Origin of the sequence: Streptosporangium sp. NBC_01755, from assembly GCF_035917995.1 — a bacterium.
Classification (GTDB): domain Bacteria; phylum Actinomycetota; class Actinomycetes; order Streptosporangiales; family Streptosporangiaceae; genus Streptosporangium.
The window spans coordinates 5857402-5881501 of record NZ_CP109131.1 but is presented as its reverse complement, the minus strand read 5'-3'; the positions used below and the strand labels follow the sequence as shown (position 1 = coordinate 5881501).

At 70.3% G+C, this 24100-nt stretch carries 17 protein-coding genes; 10 read left to right on the top strand and 7 right to left on the bottom strand.

Features of this window, described 5'->3' with window-relative positions; genetic code table 11:
• The first annotated feature begins 374 nt into the window (after positions 1 to 374).
• From OG884_RS28015 to OG884_RS27985, 7 genes are all read left to right on the top strand, one after another.
• Positions 375 to 2159: an ABC transporter ATP-binding protein gene (locus OG884_RS28015; protein WP_326637766.1), complete on the top strand. Its 1785-nt coding sequence runs from the start codon at positions 375 to 377 to the stop codon at positions 2157 to 2159.
• Positions 2156 to 3916, top strand: coding sequence for an ABC transporter ATP-binding protein (locus tag OG884_RS28010; RefSeq protein ID WP_326637763.1), 1761 nt, complete (start codon positions 2156 to 2158; stop codon positions 3914 to 3916). Before OG884_RS28015 ends, OG884_RS28010 begins: the two co-directional genes overlap by 4 nt.
• A gap of 205 nt (positions 3917 to 4121) precedes the next feature.
• Positions 4122 to 5162, top strand: coding sequence for an ABC transporter substrate-binding protein (locus OG884_RS28005; RefSeq protein ID WP_326637761.1), 1041 nt, complete (start codon positions 4122 to 4124; stop codon positions 5160 to 5162).
• 9 nt (positions 5163 to 5171) lie between these two features.
• Positions 5172 to 6197, top strand: a complete 1026-nt coding sequence (locus tag OG884_RS28000; RefSeq protein WP_326637760.1) for a FecCD family ABC transporter permease — start codon at positions 5172 to 5174, stop codon at positions 6195 to 6197.
• A gap of 5 nt (positions 6198 to 6202) precedes the next feature.
• On the top strand, positions 6203 to 7258 hold the full coding sequence (locus OG884_RS27995) for a FecCD family ABC transporter permease (RefSeq protein WP_326637759.1): 1056 nt from the start codon (positions 6203 to 6205) through the stop codon (positions 7256 to 7258).
• Positions 7255 to 8028, top strand: a complete 774-nt coding sequence (locus tag OG884_RS27990) for an ABC transporter ATP-binding protein (protein ID WP_326637758.1) — start codon at positions 7255 to 7257, stop codon at positions 8026 to 8028. Before OG884_RS27995 ends, OG884_RS27990 begins: the two co-directional genes overlap by 4 nt.
• Positions 8029 to 8169: 141 nt before the next feature.
• Complete coding sequence (locus OG884_RS27985; RefSeq protein ID WP_326637757.1) at positions 8170 to 9279, top strand: DegT/DnrJ/EryC1/StrS family aminotransferase; 1110 nt, start codon at positions 8170 to 8172, stop codon at positions 9277 to 9279.
• Here OG884_RS27985 and OG884_RS27980 read toward each other — a convergent pair.
• The 6 genes from OG884_RS27980 to OG884_RS27955 form a co-directional block, all read right to left on the bottom strand.
• Positions 9245 to 11074 carry an NDP-hexose 2,3-dehydratase family protein gene (locus OG884_RS27980; protein ID WP_326637755.1) on the bottom strand — a complete coding sequence of 610 codons (1830 nt, stop codon included), beginning with the start codon at positions 11072 to 11074 and terminating at the stop codon, positions 9245 to 9247. The genes OG884_RS27985 and OG884_RS27980 overlap by 35 nt on opposite strands.
• Before the next feature lie 235 nt (positions 11075 to 11309).
• A complete protein-coding gene (locus OG884_RS27975; RefSeq protein ID WP_326637753.1) occupies positions 11310 to 11915 on the bottom strand; it encodes a dTDP-4-dehydrorhamnose 3,5-epimerase family protein in 606 nt (201 codons plus the stop codon).
• A 159-nt stretch (positions 11916 to 12074) separates the two neighbouring features.
• On the bottom strand, positions 12075 to 13091 hold the full coding sequence (locus OG884_RS27970) for an NAD-dependent epimerase/dehydratase family protein (RefSeq protein WP_326637751.1): 1017 nt from the start codon (positions 13089 to 13091) through the stop codon (positions 12075 to 12077).
• Positions 13084 to 14310, bottom strand: a complete 1227-nt coding sequence (locus tag OG884_RS27965) for a class I SAM-dependent methyltransferase (RefSeq protein WP_326637750.1) — start codon at positions 14308 to 14310, stop codon at positions 13084 to 13086. Before OG884_RS27965 ends, OG884_RS27970 begins: the two co-directional genes overlap by 8 nt.
• A 28-nt stretch (positions 14311 to 14338) precedes the next feature.
• The gene (locus OG884_RS27960; protein WP_326637748.1) at positions 14339 to 17125 is read right to left on the bottom strand and encodes a LuxR C-terminal-related transcriptional regulator; all 2787 of its coding nucleotides are present in this window, start codon (positions 17123 to 17125) and stop codon (positions 14339 to 14341) included.
• A 538-nt stretch (positions 17126 to 17663) separates the two neighbouring features.
• A complete protein-coding gene (locus OG884_RS27955; protein WP_326637746.1) occupies positions 17664 to 17828 on the bottom strand; it encodes a hypothetical protein in 165 nt (54 codons plus the stop codon).
• Between the two features lie 173 nt (positions 17829 to 18001).
• Here OG884_RS27955 and OG884_RS27950 point away from each other — a divergent pair, with 173 nt between their 5' ends.
• Both OG884_RS27950 and OG884_RS27945 read left to right on the top strand, forming a co-directional pair.
• Positions 18002 to 18904: a putative sugar O-methyltransferase gene (locus OG884_RS27950; protein ID WP_326637744.1), complete on the top strand. Its 903-nt coding sequence runs from the start codon at positions 18002 to 18004 to the stop codon at positions 18902 to 18904.
• A 356-nt stretch (positions 18905 to 19260) separates the two neighbouring features.
• Positions 19261 to 21345, top strand: coding sequence for a hypothetical protein (locus tag OG884_RS27945; protein WP_326637742.1), 2085 nt, complete (start codon positions 19261 to 19263; stop codon positions 21343 to 21345).
• Positions 21346 to 21402: 57 nt separating this feature from the next.
• On the opposite strand, the gene OG884_RS27940 is transcribed toward OG884_RS27945, so the two are convergent.
• A complete protein-coding gene (locus OG884_RS27940; RefSeq protein WP_326637741.1) occupies positions 21403 to 22377 on the bottom strand; it encodes a GNAT family N-acetyltransferase in 975 nt (324 codons plus the stop codon).
• 334 nt (positions 22378 to 22711) lie between these two features.
• Between OG884_RS27940 and OG884_RS27935 the strand changes: the two genes are divergently transcribed.
• Complete coding sequence (locus tag OG884_RS27935; RefSeq protein ID WP_326637740.1) at positions 22712 to 24034, top strand: hypothetical protein; 1323 nt, start codon at positions 22712 to 22714, stop codon at positions 24032 to 24034.
• The last annotated feature ends 66 nt before the right edge of the window (positions 24035 to 24100 follow it).

Sequence of the window (24100 nt, the reverse complement as noted above, 5' to 3'; positions counted from 1 at the left end):
ACAGCCGGTCATGACATCTTGATCCGATATCGTGCCCCCCGGCCGCGGGATGTCTGGCTTGTCGAAATCGACCGGACCCGGCTAGGCTCCCCCAATTAGGATAGGCTAACCTATCCATTCCGGGTGAGCCATCCGCCCATCCGTCCAGAGCCGCCATGAAAGAACCCCCATGCCCCCGGCGTCCCCAGTCCTACCCACGCACCGTACAGGGTGGCTCCGGGCCTGCCTGGGCATGCCGGTCGCCGCGTGTGCGCCGAGCCTCGCCCTCGGCACCGGGACCGTCGGCTCTCTCCGACAGAACCACCGGTGGGGGTGGTGACCGTGAGCCTGGGCGGAGTCTGTTTCGCATGGCTGCCGGCCGGAAAGGCGCGCGTGTGACCGGGGCGAGCATCCTGCGCAGGACCATGAGGCGTAACGCCGCGCGCCTGAGCGCGGGCACCCTGCTGACCAGCCTGCACCAGGTGTGCGAGGCGAGCGTGCCGATCCTCATCGGTGTGATCGTCGACCGCGCGATCGGCCTGGGCGACACCGGATCGCTGCTGTGGTGGCTGACCGCGCTGGCCGCGCTGTTCACCGTCCTGAGCCTGGCCTACCGCTACGGCGCGCGGACCCTCATGCGCGCCATCGCCCACGAGGCCCATCTGTTGCGCCTGGAGTTCGCCGCGAAGATCATCGACCCGCGCGGTCTGGACACCGACCTGCGCGCGGGCGAACTGCTGACGATCTCCTCCAACGACGCCGACAACACCTCCGAACTCCTGGACTACCTGCCACGCGCGGTCGGGGCGCTGGTCGCGGCAGCGGTGTGCGCCGTGACGCTGCTGCTCATCGACACGCCCCTCGGCGTGGCCGTCCTGGTGGCCACGCCTTTGACACTGCTGGCGCTGCACGTCGGCACGCCGTACATCACCCGGCACGTCGCCGCCCAGCAGGAGCTGGCCGGTCAGGCCGCGGCGCTGGCGACCGACCTGGTCAGCGGCGTGCGACCGCTGCGGGGCATCGGCGCCGAGGCGGCGGCCTCCCAACGGTACGCGCGGATCAGCCGGCTCTCGCTGGCGGCCGCGCTGCGGGCCGGCCGTACCCAGGCGATCTACACGGCCGTCTCCGGCACGGGTGGTGCGCTGCTGGCGTGCGGGGTCGCGGTGCTCGCCGGGTGGTTCGCGTTGCGCGGCCAGATCTCTGCCGGCGAGTTCCTGACGGTGATCGGGCTGGCGCAGTTCCTGATGGAACCCGTGGGCACGCTGACGATGGTGCCCGGCTGGGTGGCCGAGGCGCGCGCCTCGGCCGACCGGGTGGCGCGCGTGGCCGGCGCGCCCGTGCTGCTGCCCGCCGACACCGACCTCAACACCGACCTCAACACCGACATCAACACCGACATCAACACCGACATCAATGCCAACCTCAATGCCGACATCAACACCGACCTCAATGCCAACCTCAATGCCGACACCGGCGAGGCGGGCCCGCCGGACGGCGGGCCGGGCGGGCTGGAGGTGTCCGGGGTGAGCTACGACGCGCTCGCCGGGCTGAACCTGGTGGCCGGGCCAGGAGAGTTCGTCGGGGTCATGGCCCACCGCCCCGCCGATGCCGACGCGCTGGTGCGGGTGCTGTCCGGGCGGGTGAACCCTGCCGAGTACAGCGGAAGCGTGCGGGTCGGCGGCCGGATCCTCGTCGAACCCCACCATACCGACCTGTTCGAAGGCACCCTCGCCACCAACCTGGCCGTAGGCGGCCGGCCGGGAAACCCCGAGGAGCTCGCGACGGTCCTGGCCGCCTCGGCAGCCGACGACGTGGTCGCCGCCCATCCCGACGGCCTGGAACGCCAGGTGGTGGAGCGGGGGGCGAGCCTGTCGGGCGGCCAGCGCCAGCGAGTGGCCCTGGCCAGGGCACTGCTGGCCCGCCCCCCGATCCTGGTGCTGCACGACCCGACCACGGCCGTGGACGCGGTCACCGAACAGGGCATCGCCTGGGGCCTGCGCTCCCTGCGCCACCCCGAGGGCGGCGGCACCTTCACCACCGTGGTCGTGACCAGCAGTCCCGCCCTGCTCGCCGCCACCGACCGGGTGTTCGTGCTGGACGGCGGCAAGGTGGTCGCCAAGGGATCACACGCCGACCTGGGCGCCACCGACGACGACTACAGGCGGGCGGTACAGCGATGAGCGCGCCACCGGAACGGGACCTGCTGCCGGTGGCGAGCGGCGGCGAGACCTGGCGCTGGTTGCGCGCCCACCTGCGCGAGCGCCGTGGCACGGTGGTCGTGACGCTGCTCGTGGGCGTGCTCGGCGCGACGGCGTCGGTCATCCCCGCGTACGTGATGGGCATCCTCGTCGACCGCGTGCTCGAGCAGTCGGGCAGCACGGTGATCGTCGCGGTCGCCGTGGCCATCGCGCTGTCGGCTCTCGTCGGCGGCGCGGCCACCGGGCTGACGTCCTATCTGGTGGCCAGGCTGGGAGGCCGGATCCTGGCCGTCCTTCGCGAGCGTACGGTCGCCCGCGCCCTCACACTCCCGCTCGCCAGGCTGGAACGCGCGGGCAAGGGCGACCTGCTGTCGCGCGTCAGCGCGGACGCCGCCGAGGTCACCAAGGCCGTCTCCGACGTCGTCCCCGGCGTGATCGCCTCAGTCCTGCTCGGCACCCTGAGCCTGGCCGCGATGGTCGGCCTCGACTGGCGGCTCGGCCTGGCCGGAGCCGTCTCGGTGCCGCTGTACGCGCTGGCGCTGCGCTGGTATCTCCCCCGGGCCGCCCCTTACTACGCGAAACAGCGCACCGCGGTCGCACGCTCGTCACAGCGGCTGGTGGAGAGCATGCAGGGCGTGCGCACGGTCCACGCCTACCGTGTGGAGGAAGGTCACCTGCGCGCCATCGAGGCCGCCTCACACGACTCAAGGGAGGTGTCGGTGGGGGTGCTGGACCTGTTCACCCGTTTCGTGGGCAGGGTCAACAGGGCCGAGTTCTTCGGTCTGACCACCATTCTGGTCGCCGGCTTCCTGCTGGTCCGCGCGGACGCCGTCACCGTCGGCGAGGCCGCCGCCGCGGCCGTGCTGTTCCACCGGCTGTTCAACCCGATCGGCATGTTGCTGTTCGTCTTCGACGAGGTGCAGGCGGCCGGGGCGAGCCTGGCCAGGCTGGTCGGCGTCGTCCAGCTGGAGTCCGACCCGGAACCCGAGGGGGGAGCGTCACCGGCCGACGCCTCACTCGACCTGGTCGACGTACGCTTCGGCTACGACGGCTCCACCGAGGTCCTGCACGGCGTCACCCTGCGCATCCCCGCCGGGGCCCGGGTGGCCCTGGTCGGCTCGACGGGCGCGGGCAAATCGACCCTGGCCGCCATCGCGGCCGGGTCGCTGCGCCCGAGCGGCGGCAGCGTGCTGATCGGCGGGGTCGCGCCCTCCTCGCTGGACACCGCGAGGCTGCGCGGACACGTCGCGATCATCACGCAGGAGACCCACGTCTTCGCCGGCCCCCTCGTCGAGGACCTGCGCCTGGCCCGCCCCGGGGCGACGGCCGAGCAGGTCACCTCGGCGCTGGAGGTGGTCGGGGCGCTGGCCTGGGCACAGGCGTTGCCCGAGGGCCTCGACACCGTGGTCGGGGAGGGCGGCCACGAGGTGTCCCCCGCCCAGGCGCAGCAGCTCGCCCTGGCCCGCCTGGTACTGGCCGACCCGGCCGTCGCCGTACTGGACGAGGCCACCGCGGAGGCGGGCAGCCTGGGCGCGCGCGTGCTGGAGGACTCGGCCGCCGCGGCCACCCGCGGCAGGACCACCCTGATCGTGGCGCACCGCCTGACCCAGGCCGTCTCCGCCGATCGCGTCGTCGTCCTGGAACACGGGCGGATCGTCGAGGAGGGGCCCCACGAACGGCTGGTCGCCGCCGGGGGCCGTTACGCCCACCTCTGGAAGGCCTGGGAGTCGCGCCGGTAGACCCGGCCGTCGCCGTGCTTCTCGACGGCTGATGCGGGCGAACACGCCCCGGGAGACCCATCCGGGGTCACGCCCGGCCCGAACCGCGTGGGCAGAAGGCATCCGGCGGGAAAGGTGAGATCGGCTACACCGCCCAGGGGTTGAAAATTTGGATAGGCTAACCTAACTTGGTAGCAAGTTTACCTTTGCAAGATAGGAACACCGCATGCGCACGTTGCGTCGGGTTCTCGTCGTGGCGGCGTTGGGCCCTGTGCTCATCGGTTGCGGTGCGCAGAACTCCCCGGACACACAGAGCTCCCCGGACACACAGAATTCCCCGAACACACAGCCCTCGTCCTCCAGCTCGTGGTCGTTCACCGACGGCTCCGGTGAGACGGTCAAGACCGACAAGATCCCTACCCGGATCATCGCGCACGCGGGTGAGGCGGCCGCGCTGATGTCATTCGGCATCAAACCGGTCGGCATCTACGCCGACGAGTCGATCAAGACCGACCTCAACCTGAAGAGCCTCGACCTTTCCGGGATCGAGATCCTCGGCCAGGAGTGGGGGAAGATCGACGTGGAAAAGGCGGCCGCGTTGCGGCCGGATCTGATCGTCGCGGACTGGTGGCCGGCGGAGAAGGCGCACAGCGGCCTGGAGGAAGGGGTCGACGAGAAGAGCAAGAAGCTCGCCGAGCTGGCTCCGGTGGTGGGCGTCGCTCAGGGCAAGTCCATCGAGGACCTGGCCGAGGGGTACGAGAGCCTCGCCAAGAGCCTGGGCGCCAAGGTGGACGCTCCCGAGATCGCCGCGAACAAGAAGCGTTTCGAAGAGTCCGTCGAGAAGTTCAAGGCGGCGGTCGCGGGCAAGCCCGGACTGACGGTCCTCGGCATGTCGCCCGCCGACGACAAGCTGTACGTCGCCAACCCCGAGTACGCGCCCGAACTGCTGGACTTCCAGCGCTGGGGCCTGAAGGTGATCAATCCGGCCAAGCCGGACCCGGGTTTCCCGTACTGGGAGAACCTCAGCTGGGAGAACGCCGACAAGTACCAGCCGGACCTGATCTTGTGGGACGGCAGGTCCTTCACGCCCACGGTCAACGCCGAGTGGGGCAAGAAACAGCCCACCTGGTTCAAGATCAAGGCGGCCAAGGCCGGTGCGGTGGCGGCCTGGCCGGCGTACTGGCTGCACACGTTCGGCGATTTCGCCACCGAGGTGGACAAGCTCACCGAAGCGATCAAGGTCGCTGACGAGAACCTCGGCGACTGACCCCTTTTGATGTCCAGCACGCTTTCACTACGGCGGGCCCCGGTCCTCGGGCTCGGGCTCGCCGCGCTCTGCGTCCTGCTCGCCGCGGTGGCGTTCCTCAGCGTGACCCTCGGCTCGCGTGACATCGGGCTGCCCGACGTTCTGCGGGCATTGGGCGGCCTCGACGCCGATGAGTCGATCACCAGTACGGTGACCCTGGAGCTGCGCGTGCCGCGCACGCTCCTGGGCATCCTGGTGGGTGCCGCCCTGGGCCTCGCAGGCGCGATCCTGCAGGGCGTCACGCGCAATCCGCTGGCCGATGCCGGGATCATGGGGATCAACTCCGGCGCGGCCGTCCTCGTGGTCTTCGCGTTCACGGTTCTGGGAATCCGGGGCGTGGGCGTGTACATATGGTTCGCCTTCGCGGGCGCGATCGTCGCGACCCTGCTGGTGTACGCGATCGCGTCGCTGGGCCGCGAAGGTGCCACCCCCGTCAAACTGGCCCTGGCCGGCGCAGCGGTCACCGCCGGCCTCGGCTCCGTCACCTCGGGCATCATCATGACCAACGTCGACGCACTGAACGAGCTGCGTTTCTGGCAGGTCGGGTCGCTCGCCGGCCGGTACGCGCCGATCCTGACCGGGGTCGCGCCGTTCCTGCTCGCGGGCCTGGTCGCGGCACTGTGCCTGGGCAGGGCGCTCAACGGGCTCGCGCTCGGCGAGGACGTCGCGCGAGGGCTCGGCCGGCGGGTCGGCCTCACCAGAGCCGTCGCCTTCGGGGTCGTCGCGATACTCGCCGGCGCGGCCACGGCGGCCTGCGGGCCGATCGTCTTCATCGGACTGGTGGTGCCGCACCTCGCGCGGGTGCTCTGCGGTCCGGACCACCGATGGATCCTGCCATACTCGATGCTGCTGGCGCCGATCGTGCTGCTGCTGGCCGACGTGCTCGGCCGGGTCGCGGGCGCCCCCGGGGAACTACAGGCCGGCGTGGTCCTCGGGGTGCTCGGCGCGCCGGTCTTCGTCGTGATCGTGCGCTACGGCCGGCTGTCGGAGGTGTGACCGGCATGACCACGACTCACGACGCCTCCATGACCGTCTCCGACGCCGTCCGCGCCACCCGGCGCCGCCGTACGGCCCGGATCGTGGTGGTGACCTTCGCGTTGGCCGCGACCGTCGCCACCCTGTTCGTGGTGACCATGATGGTGGGCAGTTTCCGTCTCTCCGCCGCCGAGGTGATCGGGTCGTTGCTGGGCACGATCGACGACCCGAGCCTCGACTTCGTCGTCCTGGGCCTGCGGCTCCCGACCGCCGCGACCGCGCTTTCGGTCGGGCTCGCCCTCGGCGCGTCCGGGACGATCTTCCAGCACCTGCTCCGCAATCCCCTCGCCTCACCCGACTTCGTGGGCATCTCCGCCGGCGCCAGTCTGGCCGCGGTCACCGGCATCGTGTTCCTGAACGTCAGCGGAATCGCCATAGCCGGGCTCGCGCTGGGCGGGGCCGTCGTGGCCGCGCTGCTGATGTATCTGCTCGCCTGGCGCGACGGCGTGAGCGGCTACCGCTTCATCCTGATCGGCATCGGCGTGGCGGCCTGCTTCGAGGGCTTCACCGGGTTCGTGCTGACCCGCGCCCAGCTGTTCGAGGCGCGCCAGGCGATTCACTGGCTGACCGGCTCGGTCGGGCAGGCCGGCGACACCGAGCTGCGGCTCCTGCTCGGCGCACTGGTCGTCCTGCTGCCCCTGGCCATGCTGCTGCAACGGCAGCTTCGCGCGCTCGAACTCGGCGACGACGCCGCGCGAGGACTGGGCGTGACCACCGAGCTCGCCCGCGCCGGTCTGCTGGCCACCGCCGTGGTCCTGGTCGCGCTGGCCGTCGCGGCGGCCGGGCCCCTCGTCTTCGTCGCGCTCGTCGCGGGACCGATCGCCAATCGGCTGCTGGGCCCCGCCACCGGCGGCGTGGTCGCCGCGGCCCTGGTGGGGGCGGTGGTCCTGCTGACCGCCGACCTGGTCGCCGTGCATCTGCTGCCGGCAGCGCTGCCCACCGGTGTGGTCACCGGCGCGGTCGGCGCGCCGTACCTGTTGTGGCTGCTCGCCACCACGAACCGACAAGGAGCAGGCGGATGAGCCGTCTTCGCGCCGAAGGCCTGTCCCTGGGCTACGACGATCGAGCTGTCATCACCGATCTCGACGTCTCCATACTCGACGGAAAGATCACCGCGATCGTCGGCGCCAACGCCTGCGGCAAGTCGACGCTGCTGCGCGGCCTGGCCCGGCTCCTCAAGCCACGCCGGGGAGCCGTGTATCTCGACGACAGGACGCTCACCGAACTGAGCACTCTCGACGTGGCCAAGATGCTCGGCCTGCTGCCGCAGACCCCCGTGGCGCCCGACGGCATCACGGTCGCCGACCTGGTCTCCCGCGGCCGCTACCCGCACCAGGGCTGGTTTCGCCGGTGGACCGACCGTGACCATGAGGCGGTGACCCGGGCGCTGGCCGCGACCGACACGGCCGGCCTGCTCGACCGCCCGCTGCGCGCGCTCTCCGGCGGACAGCGGCAGCGGGTCTGGGTCGCCATGGCGCTGGCCCAGGACACCGACCTGCTGCTGCTCGACGAACCCACCACGTTCTTGGACATCAACCATCAGGTGGAGTTGCTACGGCTGTTGCGCAGGCTCAACGCCGAGTCCGGCAAGACCATCGTCGCGGTGCTGCACGACCTCAACCTCGCCTGCCGCTTCTGCGATCACATCATCGCCATGGCCGACGGCGCCGTCGTCGCCGAGGGGCCCCCGACCGCGGTGGTCACCGCCGAACTGGTCGAGAAGGTGTTCGGCCTCTCCTGCCTGATCGTCCCCGACCCGGTCGCCGGAACTCCCATCGTGGTGCCCGCCTAGACCTTGTCAGGAGGCGTTGTACGCCGGGCAGTCGAACTGATCGGCCTTCGGACGCCACCGCCTCACGGCACCGGGGCAGGGGGCTCCCCCCGCTTCTCGTGGATCATTATGCTGGGCCGAGCCTTCGAGAAAGGGACTGCCATGACCACGCGTGTCTGGGACTATCTGCTGGAATACGACAACGAGCAGAAGGACATCATGGACGCCGTCGAGACGGTGTTCCGGTCAGGGCAGCTGGTCCTCGGCGAAAGTGTCCGCTCCTTCGAGGCGGAGTTCGCCGGCTACCACGGGGTGGGGCACTGCGTCGGCGTCGACAACGGCACCAACGCGATCAAGCTGGGGTTGCAGGCCGTGGGGGTCGGCCCCGGCGACGAGGTGATCACGGTCTCCAACACCGCGGCGCCGACGGTGGTCGCGATCGACGCCATCGGCGCGAGGCCGGTCTTCGTGGACGTGCACCCGGAGAACCACCTGATGGACACCGCCCAGGTGGAGGCCGCCGTCACCGAGCGGACCCGGTGCCTGCTGCCGGTCCACCTGTACGGCCAGTGCGTCGAGATGGAGCCGCTGGAGCGGCTCGCGGCCAGGCACGACCTGATGATCTTCGAGGACTGCGCACAGGCGCACGGCGCCCGCCACCACGGGCGCGTCGCGGGATCGATGGGGAAGGCGGCCGGGTTCTCCTTCTACCCGACCAAGGTGCTCGGCGCCTACGGGGACGGCGGCGCGACGCTCACCTCCGACGACGAGGTCGAGCGGAACCTGCGCAGGCTGCGCTACTACGGCATGGAGAAGACCTACTACGTCGTCGAGACCCCCGGCCACAACAGCAGGCTGGACGAGTTGCAGGCCGAGATCCTGCGCCGCAAGCTGGGCCGGCTCGACCGGTACATCGCCGACCGGCGCGCCGTGGCGGCCCGCTACGCCGACGGCCTCGGCGACACCGAACTCGTCCTTCCCGCGCTCGCCGAGGGCAACGACCACGTCTACTACGTCTACGTGGTGCGCCATCCTCGCCGCGACGACATCATCGAGGCGCTGAAGGCGTACGACATCCAGCTGAACATCAGCTACCCGTGGCCGGTCCACACCATGACCGGGTTCGCCCACCTCGGCTACGGCAGGGGCAGCCTGCCCGTCACCGAGAAGCTGGCCGGTGAGATCTTCTCGCTTCCGATGTACCCGTCACTGCCCGGCGACGTCCAGGACAGGGTGATCAGCGCGCTGCGAGAGGTGCTGGCGTCGTTGTAGTCAGGCTGATCAGCCTCGTCAGGCCCGTCAGGCCCGTCAGGCCCGTCAGGCCCGTCAGGCCCGTCAGGCCCGTCAGGCCCGTCAGGCCCGTCAGGCTCGTCAGGCAGAACAGGAGACTGCGCGCCTGGATGTTGAGGTAGAAGCTGTGCCGCAGCAGCTCCCCGAGCTGGGACACGCTCAGCCAGCGGTACTCGGGATGGTCGATCCCGGCGGCCCCGTCGGTGTGCACGATGAGATAGCGGTTGCGGGCGTTGTGGAAGCGCCCGCCCTCCTCCGACAGGATCGTCTCGAACCGGACGCGCTCAGGGCCGGCCTCCAGCACCTCGTCGAGAAAGGGCGGGCGCGCCCCGGCGGGCAGGTGGTCGTAGTTCTCCGGGGTGCACTGCACGGTCGGCCCCAGCTCCACCACGTCGGCGTAGCCCGGCTCGACCCGCGCGTGCACCAGGGCGTGCAGCACCCCGTCGATCTCCCCGACCAGGAACGCGATGACCCCGGTCCCGAAGGGTTCGATCATGGGCTGGTCCCAGCGGCCGACCTCGCGCCCGCCCGCCTCCACGCTCACCCCGACGACGTCGAAGTAGCGGCCGGTCTCGTGGGAGATCAGCTCGTCCGTCCGCCGCCATCCCCGCACCTCGTCGAGGGGGATCAGCCTGACCTGCGGGTCGGTCCTGGTGCGCATGTCGGTGATCCAGCTCAGCACCTCCCCCATGGTGTGCGGACCGGCCTCGCCCGGATCGCAGGAGCGGACGAGCGCGGCACGGAACTCGCCGTCCGCCTCACCCGCCGGCGTCGCGGCCGGTGCCGTGGCCAGCGTCGCGGCCTGTGTCATAGCCAGTGCTGCGGCCGACGCCGCGGCCGGTGTCATAGCCAGTGCTGCGGCCGGCGCCGTGGCCGGTGCCGTGGCCAATGCCGTGGCCGGCGCCGTGGCCAATGCCGTGGCCGGCGCCGTAGCCAGTGCCGTGGCCAATGCCGTGGCCGGCGCCGTGGCCAATGCCGTGGCCGGCGCCGTAGCCAGTGCCGTGGCCAATGCCGTGGCCGGCGCCGTAGCCAGTGCCGTGGCCAGCACCGAGGTCAGCTCGGCTCCTGAGAACGGCATGCAGGCCAGTACGGTCCGCGCGTCCATGTTCACCAGATCCGGCACCGACATCAGAGTGTGCAGCTGGCCGAGGGTCAGCCAGCAGAAGCCGTCGGCGACCTCGATCTCCCCGGCGATCTCGACGACCATGTTCCGGTTGCGTTTCCGGTAGAACCAGGCGCCCTGCTCGGACTGGCGGATGTCCGCGATCACCTCGTGGCCGGAGGTGTCGAGGAAGTAGTCCAGATAGGGGACCGGCCTGCCCCGGTGCACCCGGGTGTAGTTGCTCCGGGTGGCCTGCACGGTGGGAGAGAGCTGCAGGCCGTTGTGGTTGCCCGGTTCGTGCTTGGCCTGCATGAGGCAGTGCAGGACTCCGTCGATCTCCTTGACCAGGATGCCCAGGATGCCGATCTCCGGCTGGTTGATGATCGGCTGTGACCAGTGGGAGACAGGTCGATCGGGAACGTGGACATCCAGGCCCTCGACGCTGAAGAACTTTCCCGTCCGGTGCCGGATGTTGCCGGTGTGCCGCTCCACCTCCCAGCCGGACAGCCCGGTCAACGGGACCTTCCGCACGTTCATGTACGTACGGTTCGCCGCCTCGGACAGCCACCGGTGGAACTCGTCGAGTGTCGCGAACCACCCTCCCGGGGAGAGCACGGATTCCGCGAGCCGCACCTGCAACGGTGAACGAGTCTGCCGCCGGGAGGGTACGGCCATGCTGGCTCCTTTAATACGAATTTTCATCTTCCGATGGCCGCGACTTTTTATGGCCGCGACTTCCTACGGTCACGGCTTTTTATGGCCGCGACTTCCTATGGCTGTGGCTCGGGGCTCCTCCGAGCCCAGAGCAGCTCCCCTGAACCCAGACGGGGCTCCCCTGAGCCCAGAACCGCTCCCCGCCCCTGGGCCCAGAGCCGCCCCCCGGGCCGCGACCGGCTCCCGCACGCCGTCGTCACACCTGCCGGAAGGTGTCCTCGATCCGCAGGCACTCCTTGTGGTCGGGCAGCATGCCGAGCGCCCGCGCCTTCGCCAGCGTGGGCGCCTCCCGGTCCCGCTCCGACTGGATCAGCGCCAGTCCCTCGGGCAGCCGCAGCCCGAGCTCCGGGTCGAAGGCCGAGAGCGCCAACTCGTTCTCCTTCCGGTACCGCTGCGAGAGCAGGTAAGACATCACGGTGTCGTCCTCAAGCGCGACGAAGGCGTGGCCGAGCCCCGGCGGGAGGTACACCGAGCGGAAGCTCTCACCGGTCAGCATCACCTGGTCCCACACGCCGAACGTCGGGGAGCCGACCCGGAGATCGACGACGATGTCCAGTGCGCTCCCCCGTGTGCAGTGCACGTACTTGGCGGTCCCCGGCGGAGCGAGGGTGAAGTGGATCCCGCGGAGCACGCCGCGTACGGAACCGCTCTGGCTGGTCTGCGCGACCGGGAAGAGCGGGTGTCCGACCGCCTCGACGAACGCCGCCTCCTGGAACGGGGAGACGAAGAGACCCCGCTCGTCGGGGAACACCTCGGGAGTGAATTCGAAAGCGCCGGTGACGGCGAGCGCGCGGGATTCCATTACGGCCGCGCCGCCGGGGGGTGTTCGGTCACAGCAGTCACCAATCGGTCGAGGATGACGGACGGTCACGGAGTGCGGTCCAGCATGCTCGGACCGCCGGTGCGGGGTCAACCAGGTAGGGGTCGCCCGCGCGCAAGATAGGGGTCGCCGAGAACCTCGTCAGGGCGGCGGACCGTCCGGCACCCCGTCCTCACAGGTCAGCGAGGAGACGGTGCGCTCCAGCGCCTCGCGGAACGGCACCCGGGCCTGCCATCCGGTGACCGTGTGGAAGGCGACCGGGTCGGCGACGACGCTGTGGAAGTCCATACCGGTGGCGTCCGGCGGCGCCGGCACCGAGACGACCGGGACCGCGGGCGCCCCGGTTCGGGCGGCCACGGTCTCCGCGATGGTCGTGAAGATGTCGCGCACGCTGCGACCGCCGCCGGTACCGATGAGCCAGTGCCGGCCCGCGAGGGAGTCGGCGTGGTCGAGCGCGGCCAGGAAGGCGCCGGCCACGTCCTCGACGTAGAGCAGGTCGCGCTCGGCCGTTCCGTCGTTCCACACGGTCAGCGGCTCACCCGCCAGCGCGCGGCGCGCCATGGTGGTCACCACCCCCCGGTCGGTGGCGGTCGGGGAGACCCGGCCGCCGAACACCGTGCCGAGCCGGAGCGTGACCCCGCGCAGCAGGCCCTCCTTTGTGGCGGCCTTCAGCTCCCGCTCGGCGGCCAGCTTCTGCCGGTCGTAGGCGGTCACCGGGGCGTCCGGTTCGGTGCCGTCGATCCTGGCCTCCGCCCGCGGGCCGACCTGGGAGGTCGATCCGGGGAAGAGGACCACGGGGGGTGGGCCGTCCCGGCGTTCCGCCCGGATGGCCGTGACGATGTCGCGTACCACGCCGACGTTCACCCGCTCCCCCGGCGACTCGTCCTCCGCCGCCCGCCAGGTCCCGCCGCCGCCGGTGTAGAGCAGCAGGTTGATCACCGCGTCCGCACCGGCGATCGCCTCGGCGACCTGACCCGCGACGGTGAGATCCGCGGTACGAACCTCGACCTCGGCCTCAGCCGCGTGGCCCGGGGGGACCACGGCGGGCCTCCGCGCCACCAGCCTCAGCCGGACGTCCCGCCGGACCAGCTCCGCCACCAGGGCGGAGCCCACGAAACCCGAGGCGCCCAGGACCACGACCAGCGGCCGGTCAGACAACGCGCACCTCGGGGACGTAGAGGATCCACTTGCCGCCCGCCTCGCGGAACTCCTTCTCCTTCTCCATGATCTCCTGCGCGTGGTTCCAGGCAAAGAGCAGCGCGTACGCCGGGTAGGGGTCACAGAACGCCTCGGGGCTCCGTACCGGGATGTGCGCCCCCGGTGTGAGCCTGCCCTGCTTGCCCGCGGTCGTGTCACAGACGAAGGGGACCAGCTCGGGGCCGATGCCACAGTAGTTCGTCACCGTCGCGCTCTTGGCGGTGGCACCGTATCCGACGACCCGCTCGCCCCGCTCGCGCAGCTCGCCCAGCAGCGCCGGCAACCGCTCGCGGATGAGCCCGACCCGGGAGGCGAAGCCCTCCAGCGTCGCCGGATCGGTGACCCCGGCCGCGCTCTCCTCGGCCAGCAGGTCGGTCACCGCCTGACTCACCGGTCTCGCCCCCGGACGCGCCAGGGTGTAGCGGACCTCGCCGCCGTGCACGGAGAGCCTCTCCGCGTCGACGAGCTCGAATCCGAATCTCCGCGCCATCTCCTGGACCGAGCGGACCGTGAAGAAGAAGAAGTGCTCGTCGTAGATCTGGTCGAACGACGTGCGCTCCAGGATGTCGGCGAAGTACGGGTCCTCGAACACGAAGATCCCTGCGTGCGCCAGCAGCGTGTCGACCCCGCGGAGGATCGACTCCATGTACGGGATGTGGCACAGGGTGTTGGCGGCGTAGATGACGTCGGCCGGTCCCTCGTCGGCGAGGATGTCGGCGGCGGTCTCCTCCTCGAAGAAGTCCTTGCGCACCTGGACGCCCTTGGCCGCGGCCAGATCCGCCACCCCGCCGGACGGCTCCACCCCCAGGTGGCGGACGCCCGACTCGGCGATCACCTGGAGCATGGTGCCGTCGTTCGAGCCGAGCTCGACGATGAACGGGTCGGGGCCGGTGAACTCGGTGGCCAGGAAACGCTTGGCGACGGCCTGGAAGTGCTCGCGCATGACGGCCGAGCCCGAGGAGAGGTACGGATAGCTCTCGTGGAACATGCGGTCACGCGGCACCTCCTCCATGAGCTGCACCATCGTGCACGATTCACAGATCCCCACGGCGAGGGTGAAGAAGAACTCCCGGTCGAAGTCCTCCGGCGTCACGAACGCGTCGGAGAGAGGCTGCCTTCCGAAATCGAGGAACTCGCGAACCGTGCCCGAGCAGATCCGGCACGACGACGTGACTGGCATAGATGACTCCTGGGATTGGGCGGACTGTTCACTTTGCGATTCCGCGCATGCCCGACTTGGCTCTCGATCCCGCCTCGGGCGGTCCGGCGGACGCCCGCCGGTCGGGGGGCGCGAGTTCCGGAGGCAGATCGGCCCGGCTCTTCACGCCCAGTTTCCGGTAGACGCGGGTCAGATGCTGTTCGACGGTGCTCACCGTGATGTGCAGCGTCCGGCTTATCTCCCGGTTGGTGTGCCCGAGCGCGGCCAGCTCCGCCACCCTGCACTCCGAGTCGCTGAGCGCCAGCGGGTTGCTCTCCTCGGCGGTCTCCCCTGGGTCCGGCAGGACGGGGCCGGTGCTCCAGCTCCGGCTGAGCCGCAGGGGCAGCACGCCGGAGTAGCAGATCGCGGCCTCCCGCATCGCCCGGCAGTTCAGCGGCTGGGCCTCGTCGCTCTCACCGAGTTGCTGGAGGGCCGCGCCCAGATCGGTCAGCGCCCGGGACAGCAGCAGCCGGTCGCCCGCCGTCCGCAGGCAGTCCACCGCCTCGCGCAGCAGCGCGGGGCGCTGCGCGAGCCCGCTGGCGGCGGCCAGGATCAGCAGGGAGATGCCCCGGGTCCGCAGGTCGATGGGTTTCAGCCGGTCGATCTGCTCCCCCACCAGGTCGCGGGCCACCCCCCAGCGGCTGAGCCGGAGATTCGCCTCGGCCAGATCGCTGCGCCAGGGGACCAGCATCGGCCGGTCGAGCTCCCAGTCCTGCATGAGCCTGCCGCAGGTCTGGAAGTCGCTGATCGCGGCGAGCACCCGATCGGTGGCCAGATAGTAGTGACCGCGCGCGTGCAGGTAGAGCAGGCCGATCAGGGTCGCGAACATCTCGTCGGGCACCCGCTGCTGCAGCAGTTCGGCTCCCTCCTGGTACCGCCCCATCGCCGTGTTGGCCAGCAGCAGCGTCGTCCTCGGGTAGCCGATCAGGATGCCCCAGCTCTGCACCTGCATCAGCTCCAGGGCGGCCTGCGCCCTGGCCGCGGCGACCACCACCTCCCCCTGCCGCAGCGCGATATCGGCCCGGACGGCGCCGAGCACGGCCTGCCAGGTGAGTGTGCCGCTGCGGACCGCCTCGTCGATCAGCTCGTCACACCAGTGGATGGCCCGCTCCATCCTGCCCCCGTACATCAGGGTCAGCATGGCGATGGCCACCACCTCCAGGGTGGTCTCGCCGAGCCGGCAGCTCTGCAGGATGTTCTCGGCGCTCACCAGCGCCGCCTCGTTGTCGCCGTGCGTCCAGATCGTGGTCATCCTCCGGGCCTCGTCGCCCCAGGCGGAGGCGGTGTCGAACCTCCCGTGCGGACCCCGCGACGTCCCGTAGAACCACTGGTAGGTGAGGTGGAGCTCGGCGGCGGTCTGGACGTTCAGCAGATCGGGGGTCGCGGTCAGCGCCTCCATCGCCCTCGACGCCGTCTGCACGTCGCCGTTCCACAGCGAGTGCCGCACCACGGCCGCCGCGTCCTGGCCGAACAGGCAGCCCTGCTGCAGGGCCTCCCGCAGCAGCGGCAGATGCAGCGCGGCCGCCGAGGGGTTGACCCGCCACAGCGCCCGGACCAGCACCTTCGTTATCGCCAGACGCTCGCCCTCGTCGCGGACCGAGCGCAGGGCCAGCTCCAGGCACTGCACGGCCACGGCCACCTCGTTGCCGGCCAGCGCCTGCTCGGCCGCGTCCCGCAGCACCCCGGTCGCCCAGTCCTCCGGCGCCCTGTCCGCGGCGACGAAATGCGCCGCGATCTTCGTGGTGGACATCCCTCGCCGGTACAGCAGCCCGGCCGCGCGAACGTGCAGGCACGAACGCTCCTCGGCACCGATGCCGTCCAGCACCGCCGCGGCGGCCACCGGGTGCCGGAACCAGCCGCCGGCCAGCAGGCCCGCCTCGGTCATGGCCTCCACCGCCCGCTCGGCGGCCTTCGGGTTGATCTTCGCCAGGCCGCCGGTCAGCCCGGCGGAGCTCGGCTCCCCCAGGACCGCCAGTGCCCGGGCCACCCCGAGCAGTTCCGGCTCCCACCGGTGCAGACACGCCATCACTGCCTGGGCGTACGCCACCCCGACCGCCGGCCGCGCCGTACCGTCGGCGGCGGTCCTGCCGCCCGGATCGGCGTGGTGATCATCGATCAGGGCGTTGACCAGCATCGGGTTCCCACCGCTCAGCCGGTGGAGTGCGGTGGCGAGAGCCGGATCCATCGGTGCGGGCAGCACCTCGGCGATGTCGCAGGCCGAGAGCGGGGTCAGCCAGATCCGGCGATGGAACCCCCGGGTGACCTCGGCGTAGAAGGACGGGATCGTGGACTGCGGCAGATCCCACTCGTTCATGATCAGCAGAATGCGGGCGGAGCTTATCCTGCGGCACAGATAGAGGAGCAGCCGGAGCGAGAGGCCGTCCACGAGATGGACGGCGTCGACGCCGATGACCACCGGGCGCTCCCTGGACAGCTCCAGCAGGACATCGCCGATCTCGCGGACGACCTCGGCCTCCGCCTGCCGGGTGGCGTCGGTCGTCACGGTGTGCCGCCGGATCAGCCGTGACACCTGGTCCGAGACCTCCGGCGGCAGCCCCGCGCCGTGGAACAACTGGTCGATCATGCCCGCCTGGAGGGTGTTCTCCCCCACGGACCCGGTGGCGCTGAGCAGCAACGCGCCGGAATCGGCCGCGACCCGCGAGAACTCGTGCAGCAACTCGGTCTTCCCGCTCGCCAGCCCCCCGCTGACCAACACCAACCGGCCGTTTCCCGCGCTGCTCTCGGCGAGCAACCCCTTCAAGACATCAAGTACGCTGCGATGCTGCGATGCCAGCATTTACTACATCCTCGTTTAGTCTGGCGACCCGGGTCTTGCACAGCGGCAGAGTGATGCGCGTCCATTTGATGTGAACCACTCCCCCACTTCGTGGAATCTTCAGACGGGGGTCGTTCTCGACGGGGCTGTGGTGGGAGAACGGAGCGGGCGGCCTGCTATTCGTGGAGAACTGGCGGTTTCATCGGGTCCGGCACCACGGAAAACTCGGCGACCCAACGGCAAAAGCATCGACAATCCCGAATTCCTTCACGTTCCGAACCGGTCAGCGAGCGTCTTGTTCAGCGACACCATTCCTAGCTCACCGAGCCCCACCGTGTCAGCGGGCAACCGTGCGTAACCACCCGGTCGGCACCTCGACGACCGGATTCCCACGTCACGGCCAAGCCGATGGTCCGCCCGACACAGGGAGGTTCGTGATCATGAAACGTGATCTTATAGTTGATATGTCACAATCGGATAAATTTATTGACAACAACTCGTGGAACTGTGAGTACATCCCGCCGTCGTACAGGTAACACCCCCGTACCGACCTGGGCGTTCAGCCGCGCCACCGGCAACCCCCTGTCAGGATCGCACCCGCGATCGGCGCCGGAACCGCGATCGGCGCCGGAACCGCGATCAATGTCGGGACCACGGTCGGCACCGGGGCCGCAATCAACACCGGCACCGCGATCGACACCGGCACCGCGATCGGCGTCGACACCGGGATCGGCGAACGCCGCCGCCCGCTCCAGAGAGCCCCGGAACGCCGGGGTTCCCGTCCCCGAGTGAGCCGGGAAGCGATCTAGGCGCGACCACGCTCGGTGCGCGATACTCGTGCGAACGTGGGGTGACGCCCCGCGTAGCGTGAGTCGCCCCCCTGAGAAAGAGCAGAAAATGAGCCATAAATATGGCCAGAGCCCCCAGTGGGCACATATCAACAAGACTAATCTCACACTGGGCGACGCCCCCGATCTGAGCCGTTTCAAATCCAGCCAGATAAACTACAAAATCGCACTCTGGAACCCAGAGGTCAACGGGCAGAGATATCTGAAGACGCTCATCCACAACCTTGGCCGCCAGCTGTCGCCGGAAAACTGGGAGTGCCTGCTCCGGATCCGGAACCGCCAGGTGGGAGAGCCCATCGCGGTCACCCTGAAGGGCGAGTCGATCTGCCTGGACTATCTGCAGGCGGTTCTTGAGCTCGATTTCATGGCACGATCCGTGAAAATGGACGGCGCCCGGATCCTGGAGATCGGCACCGGATACGGCCGGTCCTGCCACACCATCCTGTCGAACCACGATGTCGCGGAATACCTCATCATCGACCTGGAGAACTGCCTGAGGCTCTCCCGTGAGTATCTGCGCACCGTCCTGAGCGGCGAGCAGTTCGAGAAGATCAGGTTCCTGGGGATCGACGAGGTGGACACCCTCTCCGGCGGTGAGCCCTTCGACCTGTGCGTCAACATCGACTCGTTCGCCGAGATGCCCGCGAACACGGTCCGGAACTACCTGTCCCTCATCGACGACATCACCACGCACTTCTACACGAAGAACCCGGTCGGCAAGTACCTGGACCCGGACCTGGACGGACACTACGAGGGGCAGGCCGTGGTCCGGCAGGCCCTCGAATCCGGTCTGCTCCGCGAGATCATCGACATCCACGACAGCGAGGCGGTCCAGGCCCAGTCCAAGCGTTTCGTCGAGGTCTACCGGCCCGGCGACGACTGGCGACTCGTCGCGGACGGCTGGGGAACCCCGTGGAGCCACTACTGGCAGGCCCTGTACGCGAAGTCTTGACATCCTCCCCATCACGAGCGTGGGGACGTTCAGCAGATCGCCCGTGGACAGTGCGGCCGAACTCCTCACTTCCGGGAGACGACGGAAGCGCTGGAGAAAACGGGACGACTGCCTCAGCGGTTCCCCTACCGGCCGCCCGTACCGGCTCCGTTGGATCCCGCGCTGTCAGCGGTGATGGCACGATAGGTCCGTGCGTGCCGAAGGGAACGTGTCCTCAACGACCTCCTGGCCGGCCTGGCCACCGACCCGCACACACCGTCCCGGCGGAAAGGAACGTCCGGGACATGACACGGACAGCGAGAGCGGTCGAGAACGAGCGACTCGACCTGGTCACGGCAACATGAGTACGGGGGTTCATGGTGCGGACGCATTTCGATCCGGATGAGGCCGAGGAGTTCGAGTCGGCGAAGGACCTGCTGGTCCGCCGCTGCCTCGCCTGGGCGGATGAGCACGGCCTGCGGGCCGACGAGGCGATGCTGATGGCGGCCCTGGACGCGCGGCACCGCAGCCGCGACGGGCGGCTGGCCTGCTGGAACGCGCGACAGGTGCGGCGTTTCCTGCTGGAATGGATTCCCCGGCACCTGATGGCCGAGCGGGATGTCCTCGCCACCGCGCCGGAAAGCCTGCTGACGCTCCTGCGCTACCTCGCCGCGTCCGGCCTGCGCGACCCTCGGGGCGCCTCCCCGGCGGAGCTGGAGGCGGCCGTGGCCGAGGCCTCGGCGGAATATCCGGCGGCGCTGGCCGACCCGACCCGGCAGGGCATCGGGAAGTTCTGGGCGCAGACCGCCCTCGACAACGGCATCGTCCTCGACAGTGAAAGGGCCCTGGCCGGATTCCAGCGCGATGTCAACGCGGGCCGGATACAGGTCGACGCCGACGTGCTCGACAAACTTCTCGAGGCCGAGTTCACCGGCGCCGGACCCCACGACGAGCGGGCCTTCCCCCAGAATCCCGTCGCCCTCCCGTCCGCCGCCGAACTCGCCGCCGAGGCCGCCCGGAGCGAGGTCGTACGACAGCTGGCCGCCCTGACCGGCTGGGTGGGGGCGGGCGGGCAGCCCCTCACCAAGACCGGAAACCTGCGGCTGGCCGACGCCCGCGAGCTGGCAGCGCTGCTGGGCACCGGGGAGCAGGATCTGCGGGTACGCAGCTCCGCCGAGATGCCCCGGGTGAGCCTCCTGCTGGCGTGGGCGAAGAAGACCGGCCTGGTGCGAGTGCGCAAGGGCCGCCTGGTCTCGGTGGCCAAGGCCGCCCCCGTCCTGCGTGACCCGGAGGCGCTGTGGCGGCGCGCGTTCGAGGCGGTCTTCGAGCTGGGCCCCGCGATCTGCACGCCCATCTTCGGGTGGTCCGGCTCCTCGATGCTCGTCACGGCGTTCGACCTGCTGCTGCCCGACGTGCTGAACACGATGTACGGCATGCCGATCCCGATGCCCGTGGCCCGGCTGCAGGAGACCGTATGGCTGGCCTGCCAGGAGTACTTCCTGCTCGACTCCGAGGAGGACGACTTCCGTCAGGACCTCTGGCGTCGTGGGGTCGAGAGGGATCTGCTCGCGGTGTTCGACGTCCTTGCCGGCCTCGGTGCCGTCGAGCCGAGCCACGGCGTGCCCGACGAGCTGTACTCCAGCGACCTGCGTCCCGGCGTTCTCGCCGAGTTCGCCGAGTTCGCCGAGCTCACCGAACTCACCGAACTCACCGAACTCACCGAGGACGATCTGCCGTTGCCGCCCGAGGCACGCGCCCGGCTCCTGCCACGCCTGGCGGAGCCCGGCCCGCTGGTGCGGCTGACACCCCTGGGCACCCGAGCCGTACGGGAGCGGCTGCTCGCCGACGGGCGGGACGCCCCGCTGCTCGGGGAGCTGGCGGACGCCACGGCAGGCGAACTGCTGGGGGTGCTCGCCCAGCACTACACCCAGGAGACGGCGGCGGCCGAGCTTGAAGGCTGGCTGGCGGCGCACGGAGGTGACGTCGAGCCGCTTCTGGACGCCATACGCGCCTGCCCCTTCCGTACCCGCGCCTCCGCCATGCTCTCCACCCTGGTGGAGACGCTCCCCGACGGCCGGTCGATGCAGGCGAGGCTCCGACATGATCCGGTGCTGGGGCCCGTCGTCCTGACCGCCCTCCTGGAGGCGGGAAAGCTACACCCCGAGGATCTCAGCACCGACGAGCACTCACTGCTACTCGCCGAGGGGTTGATCCTCCTGCTGGAGCTGGGCGGCCCCGAGGCCGTCATGGGGCAGCTCCGCGAGTCGGCCGGCAGGGACGCGACCGAACTCATCGCGGAGGTGCTGGATTCGGGGCATCCCGCGCGAGCGGCCCTGGAGGAGCTGCGCGCGCTGGTGTACGAGCCGATGCTGGCCCGGAGCGGCCGGCTCCGCCTCGTGCCAAGCCCCGCACCCGGCGCGCGTGGCCGCCCCAGTGGCCGCGGCAGGAAACGCAAGCACTGAGACCCCGGTTGTCACGTCACCGAGACCCCGGTTGTCACGTCACCGAGACCCCGGTTGTCACGTCACCGCCGGGACCAGCGGGAGCCCGTAGTCGACCGTGCGGTGCGCGATCTCGAACCCGGCGCGGGTGTAGATGCCGAGGGCCCCGGTCGGGTTGTCCGCGTCCACCCCCAGCCCGGCCTTGTCGTACCCCTGCGCGCGGAACTCGCCCAGCGCGTGCGCGAGCAGCGCGCTCGCCACCCCACGCCCCCGCCACTCGCGCAGGGTACCGATGATCTGGATCCACGCCTCGCGGACCCCGGTCGCCTCGGTGTCGGCTTCGAAACAGTGGGTGAGCAGAATGCCCACGCTCTCCCCCGACGCGTCCAGCGCGACGAAGGACCCCTCCGGCCGGAACACCTTCACCCCGACGATGGTGTTCCGCCAGGACTCCGCGGTGTGCCGGACACTCCCCCAGTGGTCGACGAACGAGCGGTTGCGCACCTCCCGGACGGCATCCTCCAGCTCGTCCCGATAGGTGATGATCTGGAGCCCCTCCGGCGGTGAGACCTCCGGCAACTCGGCGCCCAGGTCGAGGGTCATCCCGTAGAACCACCGGGCCGGCTCCATCCCGGCCCCGGCGACCAGCGCCCGCAGGCCCTCGTTGCGGGTGTCCACCTCGACATGGAGTTCCAGCGGCTGCCCGGGAAAACGGCGCTCGTGCAGCACCGGGGTGTTGCCGATCGCCCACTCCAGCAGGTGACCCCCCAGCCCCCGGCGCCGGTACTCCGGATGGACCCCGCCCCACAGGCTCACCCGATGAACCGGGTCGGCCGCGGCCCGAGCCATGGTCACCCCGTACCCGACCAGCCGGCCGGACTCCCACGCCCCCAGCGTGCCCTCGACGGGATCGAGCAACGGGTTGGCGAGATCCTCGGCGAGGTCGTCCGCGTCGGCTCTCCCCCCGACCTGATCGACCGCATCGATCGCCACCAGCAACTCCGCCCACGCCCCGACGTCGCCCTTGCCCAGCGGAGCCCACTCGAAGGTCATGGTTGTTGAGCGTAGAAGCAGCCCACCCCGCACAGCGACCGGTTTTTCAGCGGCCGACTCAGCTTTCCCCCACGTCGGAGGTGCAGGCCGGTCCCTGACGAGCGAGTGGCCATGCGCCACCGGCTGTGGGCACCCGGCTGCCATCACCCCGCGCACCTGCGCCCTACGGCGCAGCGCACAGTGTGAAGCCGCCGTCACCGGTAACGGCGATCCACTGGGTGATGACGTCTGCGACACCCACGACGGCATCTCGGTTACTTTCCGCCGCGAGACAACGACTCACTGAAATGTCGTGGCGGCCCGGCACACTGGCGTCCGACACGGGAGGTGGGCCATGGCACGGGGCCTGGGCAGGAACGCGGTCCGGCAGTCGCTCGGGCTCAGCGTCTGGGAGATCGAGCTCGCGGCCACGACCGGCCTGCTCCGGCGCCTTCCCGACCGGACCTTCGATCCCGTCTCCGTCAGGGCGGCCGAAGCCGACATCGAGCACTTCCGGCGACTACTCGCCGCGGAGCGCCGCTGCACCATTACCGAGGCGTCGGCCAGGCTCGGCGTCTCTGCCGACCGCTTCAAACGGATCACCGCCGCCGCCGGTCTGGCACCCGTGGCCACCGAGGAGATCCGGAAGTACGGCCGGACCCTCACCGTCCGCTACTACCGTGCCGCTGACGTGGACGCTCTGGCCGACCACGTCCGCGCGGACGCCGAGCTACGCGCCGCTGCGCGGGCGGTCTCCCGCTCCGAGGCCGCCAGGAAGGCCGTTCAGACCCGCAAGCTGAACCTCGCACGCGCCGTCGTGGCCCGCGCGGAGATAGAGACGATCAAGCCCGCCCTCGACGCGGACTGCGTGCGGGTCCTCCTGTGGACCGCTGCGCTGATGGCCGCCGCCGGCGTCTGGCCGGGGCCTCTCAGACCCCTTCAGCGCATGGCGGCCCCCCGTGTCCCACCGCTCACCGAGATCCTGCGCGATGCCCGCCTCTCTCGTACCGAACTGGAGGCGATGCTCGCCGAACTCACCCCGAGATCAGTGGAGCTCATGCGTCTCCTGGTCTCGCCACGGGACGCGGAACGGGAGCTGGGTGTGCCCATTGAGATGGTCCCAGCCGAGCTGCCCCAGTTCGGCGGCCACCTACTGGCTCCCCTCCTCCGCGAGGCAGTCTCCTCATCTCCTCCCTGGCTACTGCGGGCGCGGGCGGAGGTGGAGTTGCAACGAGCCGTCCACACGGAGGAACGGCGTGCCGCCGAAGAAGTCTCCCAGCGGCACCGAGCCGAGCGAGCCGCCGTCGACCAGGCCGCCCGAGTGGCCTCCCGGCTGTCCGACGAGTCTGTGGCCGAGATGTTCGGCATACCCGCCGACGTGATCCGGCGGCTCCGTCCGGCAAGCGGCCGTTGGGCCGCCGACCACGTCGCGGGGCTGCTCCGGAAAACCCCGCCGTGGCTGCGGGACGAGTCCGCGGCCCGGGCGGAGGTCGACCGTCGCCGTCACCGCGCCGAGCGGAAAGCCGCCCGGCGGCTCTCCTGGCGCGACCTCTGGGCTGAGGCACTCGGCATCCCCCTCGACCGGGTCCCCGAGTCGGTCGGACGTCCCACCCGCGCGGCGATCGAAGCCGCCAGGCGAGAGCCACCCCGGTGGACACGCGAGACACCACCCGGGTGAAACGTACCTGGCTCTCCGCTTCATGGCCCGCCGCAGCCGTCCGGAGCGACCGAGAACCGTGGCCAC

Excerpts from the sequence above, each read along its gene's own strand:
- OG884_RS27935 (WP_326637740.1), top strand. The coding sequence starts at position 22,712 with ATGGCACGGGGCCTGGGCAGGAACGCGGTCCGGCAGTCGCTCGGGCTC.
- OG884_RS27950 (WP_326637744.1), top strand. The coding sequence starts at position 18,002 with ATGAGCCATAAATATGGCCAGAGCCCCCAGTGGGCACATATCAACAAG.
- OG884_RS27940 (WP_326637741.1), bottom strand. The coding sequence starts at position 22,377 with ATGACCTTCGAGTGGGCTCCGCTGGGCAAGGGCGACGTCGGGGCGTGG.
- OG884_RS27945 (WP_326637742.1), top strand. The coding sequence starts at position 19,261 with ATGGTGCGGACGCATTTCGATCCGGATGAGGCCGAGGAGTTCGAGTCG.
- OG884_RS27985 (WP_326637757.1), top strand. The coding sequence starts at position 8,170 with ATGACCACGCGTGTCTGGGACTATCTGCTGGAATACGACAACGAGCAG.
- OG884_RS28000 (WP_326637760.1), top strand. The coding sequence starts at position 5,172 with ATGTCCAGCACGCTTTCACTACGGCGGGCCCCGGTCCTCGGGCTCGGG.
- OG884_RS27975 (WP_326637753.1), bottom strand. The coding sequence starts at position 11,915 with ATGGAATCCCGCGCGCTCGCCGTCACCGGCGCTTTCGAATTCACTCCC.
- OG884_RS27990 (WP_326637758.1), top strand. The coding sequence starts at position 7,255 with ATGAGCCGTCTTCGCGCCGAAGGCCTGTCCCTGGGCTACGACGATCGA.
- OG884_RS28005 (WP_326637761.1), top strand. The coding sequence starts at position 4,122 with ATGCGCACGTTGCGTCGGGTTCTCGTCGTGGCGGCGTTGGGCCCTGTG.
- OG884_RS27965 (WP_326637750.1), bottom strand. The coding sequence starts at position 14,310 with ATGCCAGTCACGTCGTCGTGCCGGATCTGCTCGGGCACGGTTCGCGAG.
- OG884_RS27980 (WP_326637755.1), bottom strand. The coding sequence starts at position 11,074 with ATGGCCGTACCCTCCCGGCGGCAGACTCGTTCACCGTTGCAGGTGCGG.
- OG884_RS28010 (WP_326637763.1), top strand. The coding sequence starts at position 2,156 with ATGAGCGCGCCACCGGAACGGGACCTGCTGCCGGTGGCGAGCGGCGGC.
- OG884_RS27960 (WP_326637748.1), bottom strand. The coding sequence starts at position 17,125 with ATGCTGGCATCGCAGCATCGCAGCGTACTTGATGTCTTGAAGGGGTTG.
- OG884_RS27995 (WP_326637759.1), top strand. The coding sequence starts at position 6,203 with ATGACCACGACTCACGACGCCTCCATGACCGTCTCCGACGCCGTCCGC.